This is a genomic window from Microvirga sp. HBU67558, assembly GCF_018069605.1.
Classification (GTDB): Bacteria; Pseudomonadota; Alphaproteobacteria; order Rhizobiales; family Beijerinckiaceae; genus Microvirga; species Microvirga terrae.
The window spans coordinates 1-7,706 of the sequence record NZ_JAGPUP010000402.1 but is presented as its reverse complement, the minus strand read 5'-3'; the positions used below and the strand labels follow the sequence as shown (position 1 = coordinate 7,706).

Here is a 7,706-nt window from a genome sequence, read left to right as displayed (position 1 = left end):
GGGATCCAGAACAAGGTCAGAGGCCTCGGCTATGGCGCCGATGATTACCTCACCAAGCCGTTTCACAAGGACGAACTCATCGCCCGCATGCAGGCCATCATTCGCCGCTCGTCCGATCAGACCGAAGCCGTCCTGCAATGCGGCGATCTGACGATCAACCCTCAGGCTCAGCAGGCTGAGGTCGGAGGCCGTCGGGTGAACCTGACGGGCATGGAGTACAAGATCCTGGCGTTTCTGGCTCAGCGCCAGGGCAGCACGCTGACCAAAGAGATGCTCCTCAATCACCTGTATAGCGGCATGGATGAACCAGCGATCAAGATCATCGACGTGTTCATTTGTAAGTTGCGCAGGAAGCTCGCGGAAGTCTCAGGTGGCAGGGACTACATCGAGACGGTCTGGGGCCGTGGCTACATGCTGCGGGAGCCGCAGCCAATCAAATTGGCAAGCTAAGGCTCAAGACCACGATAGCATCCCACATCTTCTACCCTGTGTTCTATCAGCGGATTGCAGGATTTCTGGTATCTACCGCCCTTGTGAAGTGAAGCCCCTCACCCACTCCGTGGCAACATCGCACCCTGTTGACATGAGATCGCCCCAACGGAAGCCTCTTAACTCCAGCTGGGGTGTGTGCGATTGTCAATGCCGGTTACAACACCGCGCCACCATCCTACCCTGCTTCTAACGAGCGTCATCAGTAGGCGACATAGAAGCGCCCCAGCTGAAGGCTGAGCACCAGTACTCCCACTGGGCGCACGCGATCGGTTCCGATGTCGCTGGAGGACTATCCGCGCAGACTGTGACAACCGACGTGTACTTTAGCGCGTTGCTATCGAGTGTTGGCACGCAGTTTTTGCTTTCCGCAGCCGTCCGAAACCACTGCTTAACCATGAGCGCGCATGCTGTCTGATGTGTCTCACGGGCTGGGCGGGCTCCCTCTTACCTGGAGACGGTGGCTCATGGCGGAGAAACGTTTCACCGACACGATTGAAGAGAAGTTGGCCCTGATCTCGCCAACCGTGAAGGCCATCGAGTTCGGAGGAGATCTGCCCTATTTGCGTGAACTGCAGACGCTCCTCAGACAGCACCTGACAGGCCTGGTCGTCCTGTTCGAGCGCGATCCCGGCTTGGATGCCGCAACAACGGATCTGTATGCGGCAGCTGCCGCGATGGTGCAGGACACCACAACGGCCGCGCAGCCCCACGCCCGAAAACGCCGTCTGCTCAACGAGGCCCAACCGCGCTTTCAGGAGCGCATCGCGACGGCACGTCCCAACGGCATAAGGGCCTGTGCGGCTTGGCGCAAGAACGAGCTCTTCCTTGCGGCTTGATCCAAACCAGGGTCCCGCGTCCCTGCATGCTATGGGCCGGAACCCTGTCCCCTGCCCTTCTCCCTCGAAGAATTGCTGGTCCGTTGAGCCGGGCACGCAATCAGCTGTGGACTTTGTGGGGCTCCAAGATCCTGTGAACTCATTGCGGCATGGAGATTGAGGAAGCAACTCACTGATGATCAACTTTGAGTGGCAAGCACTTTATCCATCGAGTGACTTGCGAGTTCATAGCTTATCAGGAGGGTCTCACAGTGGCGAAAACAGCAACCAAAACCGCAGCCAAGAAAGCAGCAGTCCGCAAGGCAGCCGCATCGAAGTCGGCATCAGCCAAAGTGTCCGAAGCTGCCGGATCCGTAGCCAGGAAGTCTCCGAAGGCCGCGGCACCGAAGGCGTCAGTCAAAGCAGCCCCGAAGGGCGCGAAGAAGTCCGCCGGTTCCTCAACCAGTGCGATCCTCACCCTGCGCCACATTGCCGAGGAGTTGTCAGCAGCGCATGAGCTGCCCAAGCGTCAGGCCAACGAGATGCTCACCCAAGTGATCGAGATGATCGCCAAAAGCCTGAAGAAGGGCGACAAGATCCGTCTGACCGGCCTTGGCATCCTTCAGGTGCGCAAGCGTGCCGCCCGCATGGGCCGCAACCCGCAGACGGGCGAGCCTATCAAGATCAAGGCCTCGAAGAAGATCGCCTTCCGGCCCGCTAAGGAACTCAAGGAGGCGGTCTGATCGCACGCGGTCGGCCGGATAGCTGAGGGCACGCCCGCCGCGCCAGAAGCCTGGCGAGACAGCACATCCCTGTGTGAAAAACAATCTCAGGGGAGATGCTGCGGTCTCCAGCCGGCATCAGGTCGGCAACCGGTGCGTATAGCACCTGGCCGCGGGTCGAGACCTTTGTCTTGGGACGCGCTCCGGATCGGGGTTGTTGACGACCATGATTCAGAGCCCAGGCCCGTCATCCCGCATCTTGCCGCGCTTCTTCGCCTTCTTCTGAAGCTTCTTGCCTTCGACACGGATCGGCTCGATCAGCTTGGGTGTGACAGGCGACAGAGGATCGCCAACACGGATCGTTGCTTTCTCAACTGGGGGCTTCGGGGCTGGCGGTTCTCCCGGGGTCCTAACCTGACCCGGTGCAACGTCGGCCGACTGCTTGGGTGGGCCGGGAGGCTTGTCGGCCTTGGGCGCGGTCGGGGCCGCAGGTGCGGGTTTCGGGTCAGTCGCGGTCTTTCCAGATTCCTCGGCCGGAGAGGCTGACGACCGGACAGGCTCGGGTCGAGGTGCCGGAGCTTGGGCAGCGGGCTTTGTCGGAATTGGAGTCGCTGCGACCGGTGCCTTAGCGGTGACGGCATCCTTCTTCGGCTCGGCCTCGAGCTTAGCCGGCGGAGTTGTTGGCGTTGCCGGCGCCGGGGCAGAGCGGACTGTGGAAGCGGTCGGAGTTGCTGTCGGGCGAACGCTTGAAGGCGCCGCGGCCGAAGTCTTGGCCTCACCCAGTGTTGGCAGGGCAGCAGCCTTCGGCACGGAATTTACAACAGCGGCGCCGGAATGAGTGCCGGTCGGCTTATTGGACTGTGCAGCATTTTCCGACTTAGCGGGATTATTCGAAGTCCGCTCTGGAGCCTGGCCTGATTTTTCAGTGGCGGCTGTCTTAATTTCAATCTCAGGCTTCGAATTATTCGGAGCTGAGGATTTAGGCGCGGAATTAACAGGTGCCGGGGCCGGTGATTTAACCGGAGCCGCAGCGGAATTTTTCGGCTGCGCGGCAGCAGGTGCCCCGCCCTGTTCCTTGGGCTTATAAAATGGCTCAGGCCGGAAGCGGGTTTTCTGGGGCCGAGCTGCAGGCTCGAGCGGTCGCGCGGGCGCAGGCTTCGGGGCCGCCTCACCTGTCGCCATTTTGGCCGGGGCTGGTTTTACCTCGGACGGCCGCTGGATCGGCGCACGATCGGCGACCGGCCGGGCGACCGGAGCTCGAGATACATCACGGGCCGCAGGTGCCGGGTTCAGCCTGTCGGGCTGGACCGGTGCCTTGGAAGGCTGCGGAGACACAGACCCTTGTGGAATATTTTCTTGAACAGGCGCTGGCTTGGCAGGGGAGGCGCCTTTCACTTCAGCCAGGATCTTCGGCAGGGCAGCCTCAACGAAGGCATCCAAATTGTCTGCGACGCGGTCCATCGTTGCCTTCTTACGAGCGGCAATTACCTCAGGGCCGGGATCGGCGATATTCAGGTCGATAAATCCAGGCGCGCGGCGATCCAGCGGATGGCGCTTTGGATCAGCCATCATGTTATCCAGCCGCTTCAGGAGGGTATTCAATTGGCTCTTGGAAACGTCAATTTCGATCTGATTGCGCCTGTCCATATGAACTGCGCGGTCATAGACTTCCAACAAGAACGTCATGGCCTCCTTAGCGGCCCGCCCCACAGGCTGTGTCGCACCATTTTTGTCCTTAGGGGCCTGGGTGGTCTGACCGTGGCCTTGGCCACCCTTTGATTTGGTCCGGCCCGGGCTTTTTTGATTCTTTTTTATATCTTCATGGACGATCAGCTTAGGCCGGGATGCAACCCTATCAGCGACCAGACGACCGAGATCCTGGAACAGCTCATTGGTGGTCACTCGTGCGCCAACCTTGTCGACGAGCTTGGTGAGCCGGTCGACCTCCTTCAGAGCAATGTCCTTATATGGGCTTTGGGAGCCCATGACCTGTCTTGCCTTGTCAGTCTTCGCCTTGAGGACGCGCTGGCGATGCCGGGCGCGCTTCTCGTGGTCGGCCACAAGCCGATCCTGCATGACCTGCCATTGCCGACAGGCAAGGGCGACGCCGTCCTCTGTCAGTTCCCCCTTTCTCTCCCTATTGAAGGTCTTCGAGGGGATATGCTCGAGCGGATCGAGCTGGATGCCCATGGCCTCGTAGGAGCGGGCATCATACCGCTTAATGAGGCCTGCCCTCTCCATGACCTCGTTGCAAGCCGTTGCCCAACGATTGCGCAACATTGGGATCCATGTCCGACGATTGGCTTCGCGCAGCTTTTTCCGGCGAAACGGGTAAACCGTCCTGCGATGACGGTTTGGGAATACCTTTTCCTCTTCGATTTCGAAATCCCAAACGTCACGACCGTCAGGGTTTCGAGGGCCCTTCATCCGGGATGACGGGCGATCATAATAGACGATGTGGGCATGAAAATTCCGTTCGTCATTATTCTGGTCTGGGGCGTGAACCACCGCCCAGAAGGGTAAGCCCTTCTCAGTGAGCTTGATGGTGAAATTGCGAACGATTTCAACACGCTCGCGCCCATCGATCTCAAACGGAAGTTCAGCGATGATGCGGTTTTGGACACGACCGCCACGACCCGGTTCAATCTCAATGAGCGCCTCTGGATGAAGTCCAACGATCCACTGATGGATCGCGAAGGCTTCATCGGTCCGGATCAGGTTGAGTTCGACATCTTTCGGTTCGCTGCTGCCTTGCATACGCCGCAGCTTTTCCCGCAACCTCGTGGGAGCAGAATCGAGGTTCTTGATAGTGAGACCCCATCCTTCGGGATCTGCGGAGAACCGTATCCTGATCGTGTCACCCTGGGGTTCGGCCTCAAACTGTTCAACCGCCTTCCAGAAATGGCGGCGCTCTTCGAGCGTATCGCCAATTGTCCCAAAGGATGCCAGTTCGAGGGCGTCGATTTCATCGTCCGTCAGGTTCTTGAGCGGAATGCGCTCGAGGAAATCCTGTTGTTCTTCGGCGCTCCGACCTTCAGCCTCACGCACGAGGACGGTGAAGCCATCCTCGGCTACGTCGGGATCATAGCCTGGATATTCTTTCTCCCTTGCGACGTTCTCGGCCGCACCATCGCGCTCGATGTAGAGAAGATGACTCGTTGCGTTGGAGGCGGTGTACTTGCGGCCGCTCTGGGCCGCTTTGATCATCTTAAGGATCGGCGATGTTTTAGAGTGATAGGGGTGTGAGAAGTGAAATGTCTGCGTTCCTTCGGCTGACAGCGGTCTATCACGACCGCGGCTGCGATTGGCAAACCGCACACCTGGATGGTCATATGCCCACCCCACCGCCGAGTGGACACCCGATGACATTCCAAGACGGGAAACCTGGGCTTGCGGGGTGAGCGTCACGCCGTCACCCCGAGTTGGCGTTGGCGCATCCTTACCCGATGCCGAGCCTCCATGACCACCCAAGGCATAGTCCTTGGACCGGGCAGGGATTATCCGCGTAAAGTCCTTGGAAGGGTCTCGCTTCGTCGCCCTGCTCAGTGCGCGAGACAGGTCTTGAAGCGTAGTAACGATGAGATGGCTGGTCGTGATTGGCATGAAGAAGGGCATCAGAGGTCGGGCATCTATTTTATCAGATGGCAAACCCACAATGCCAGTCGGAGCCTGACACCAAATACAAAAATTCGGTGAGTTTCAGAATTTTACCCGGCTCTTCGTCTGGCTCGGGCCGCTGCTCGATGGCACTCGCGGAATGATCCTTCCGACGAGGCGAGGCTATCGCGACAGGTGCGTTGAGGCACAAAAAATACCAGATCACAGGATCGGGAAGTGCGGTTGACGAAGGATCGGGCGCACTTGTCCAAAGTCTGATTGAGGCACCGGAGGGTGCCGGTGCGCTGGTATTTTTTGCGCCCCAAATTTCTGGTCAATTTGCCTCCCGGATCTCAACCCAAATTCGAGGTGTAAGTTCGACCGCCGCAGGGCGGGCCGAATAGTCCCAGGAGACAACGGAAACCGGCAGGCACCGAAATGCGGATTGTAGATCCGATCAGTTTTGATGCGCCCTGAGGGATGCGTCAGAACTGAGGTATTGAGCCTCCGACGTTTTAGGACCCTTGAGCCTTGTCCGAAGGCTCCTCACTGGGGGATCCGTCGGGATCTTCCTGGGCGAAACCGTCCAACTTCGGGGACCATCTTCCGTCGCTTCTGGGAGCCTCTTTGAGGCTTGGATGAGCCCGTGCACGCTCATCCAAGCCCGAACTTTGTATTTTCTCTGCCCCGCAGGTATCCCGATCCGTGGCGTTTATGGGTCGAGGCAGAGAAAATCAGACACGATCGCTGTTGAATTTCTGTGCCTCACCCAGAAGCTCTCCGGTGATCTGCGATCTGCAAGCTCGGACGAATTACTTGACCCCAACTGCCCACTTATCTGGTTTGGCCGAGGCTGCAATAATCAACCGGGTAGGGCATGAATATTCTGGCCCCACACAAGAGAGCGGTTTGGATCCAGGGCTGGAAATTAGTATCAATCCTGTGTCAAAGCCGGGACTTTCGATGCCGCATATAATTTGGTCCTCAAGGCATTTGCCTTGAAATGCTAGATACTTACACCGTTTAGCAGATAGACGGACACTTGCATCGGAATGCAATTCTTCGAGCCGTCGAATTGCACCTATGGCCGGGAGCCCTATCAGGTTGCCCAGAGTAAGCGGGCGCCGATTGCAACTTTGACGGCCTGCACAATGCAAAATCGGTTCGAGCCCGCTCCACACGAGCGCCAATCATCGCGAAGACTAATGCAAGTTCCGGGGCACCCCTTCTTTCAAAGTGTCTCGGTGGCGGTGATCGCTTCGTGAACGAATGTGCAAGTTTGAGAGGAGGCAAATTTCAAATTCGGCCTCGTTGATCCAAGGCGCGCCAAGGTCCGGATCAGCCAATTTGCAAGTTCCTGAGGCGAGAGATTGCATAAGATAGGCTATCAACCCGGGAGGCCGGCCCAGCCGGCGTTGCGGCACGATAACTGAGTGCAATTCTGGCCCCTGCCTTTTTGCAAATCCGGGTTGCCAGTGATCAGGTCGGGCCTTCCGATGAACTCGGCAGGCGTACCTGCGATTGTCTCGCTTGCTTATAGAATCTGCAATTCTTGATATTGCAAATGTGCAGTTCGCATTAGATCTGTTCTTCGTCCGAGTGCGGTGAAGACCGAATGGCTATGCGGAATTTTGGTCCGCGCCGCATAGTGTCGTTTGTCTCACTCTCAGGAAATTGGGTTGGTTGGACAGTTCACTCGCAGGATAATGCAAGCATCTGTACAGCCTACGCGACGGACAGCCGAGGCAGTGGTGGCGGGTGCGTCGGAATCAGGTGCTGCCCTGCTGTGAGCGCCTGCCGGGCGGCTCCTCTCTGGGCCGGCTTTACGCCTCGCCCAAGCAGCGTCGGCACGATGAGGGGGACAGGTCGTGCGCGTCATCGACGACCGCTTGGAGGGCATCGTAGAGGCGGAGCCGCTCTACCGGCTGGTCACCACGCTGCTCGACCCGGTCGCCGCGCCGGCGCTTGAGTTGGCGGCGCTCTCCCACGAGCGCTGGGACAGCGAGAGTACGTTTGCCGAACTGAAAGTGACGTTGCCAGGGGAGCGCCTGATGCTGCGCTCGCGCCGGGCCGATCTCGT

The 7,706-nt window shown here is 58.6% G+C and carries 4 protein-coding genes and 1 pseudogene; 4 read left to right on the top strand and 1 reads right to left on the bottom strand.

Annotated elements, in window-relative coordinates; genetic code table 11:
- The 3 genes from KBI52_RS03115 to KBI52_RS33375 all read left to right on the top strand — a co-directional run.
- Positions 1-450: response regulator transcription factor (locus KBI52_RS03115; RefSeq protein WP_210805236.1), on the top strand; the 450-nt coding region annotated here is incomplete at its 5' end.
- A 506-nt stretch (positions 451-956) separates the two neighbouring features.
- The gene (locus tag KBI52_RS03110; protein WP_210805234.1) at positions 957-1,328 is read left to right on the top strand and encodes a hypothetical protein; all 372 of its coding nucleotides are present in this window, start codon (positions 957-959) and stop codon (positions 1,326-1,328) included.
- A gap of 185 nt (positions 1,329-1,513) precedes the next feature.
- The gene (locus KBI52_RS33375; protein ID WP_256439454.1) at positions 1,514-2,050 is read left to right on the top strand and encodes an HU family DNA-binding protein; all 537 of its coding nucleotides are present in this window, start codon (positions 1,514-1,516) and stop codon (positions 2,048-2,050) included.
- A 210-nt stretch (positions 2,051-2,260) separates the two neighbouring features.
- On the opposite strand, the gene KBI52_RS03100 is transcribed toward KBI52_RS33375, so the two are convergent.
- On the bottom strand, positions 2,261-5,236 hold the full coding sequence (locus KBI52_RS03100; RefSeq protein ID WP_210805232.1) for a MobA/MobL family protein: 2,976 nt from the start codon (positions 5,234-5,236) through the stop codon (positions 2,261-2,263).
- A 2,258-nt stretch (positions 5,237-7,494) separates the two neighbouring features.
- Between KBI52_RS03100 and KBI52_RS03095 the strand changes: the two are divergent.
- A pseudogene (locus KBI52_RS03095) lies at positions 7,495-7,706 on the top strand (IS4 family transposase); the annotation flags it as partial.

Excerpts from the sequence above, each read along its gene's own strand:
- KBI52_RS03100 (WP_210805232.1), bottom strand. The coding sequence starts at position 5,236 with ATGATCAAAGCGGCCCAGAGCGGCCGCAAGTACACCGCCTCCAACGCA.
- KBI52_RS03110 (WP_210805234.1), top strand. The coding sequence starts at position 957 with ATGGCGGAGAAACGTTTCACCGACACGATTGAAGAGAAGTTGGCCCTG.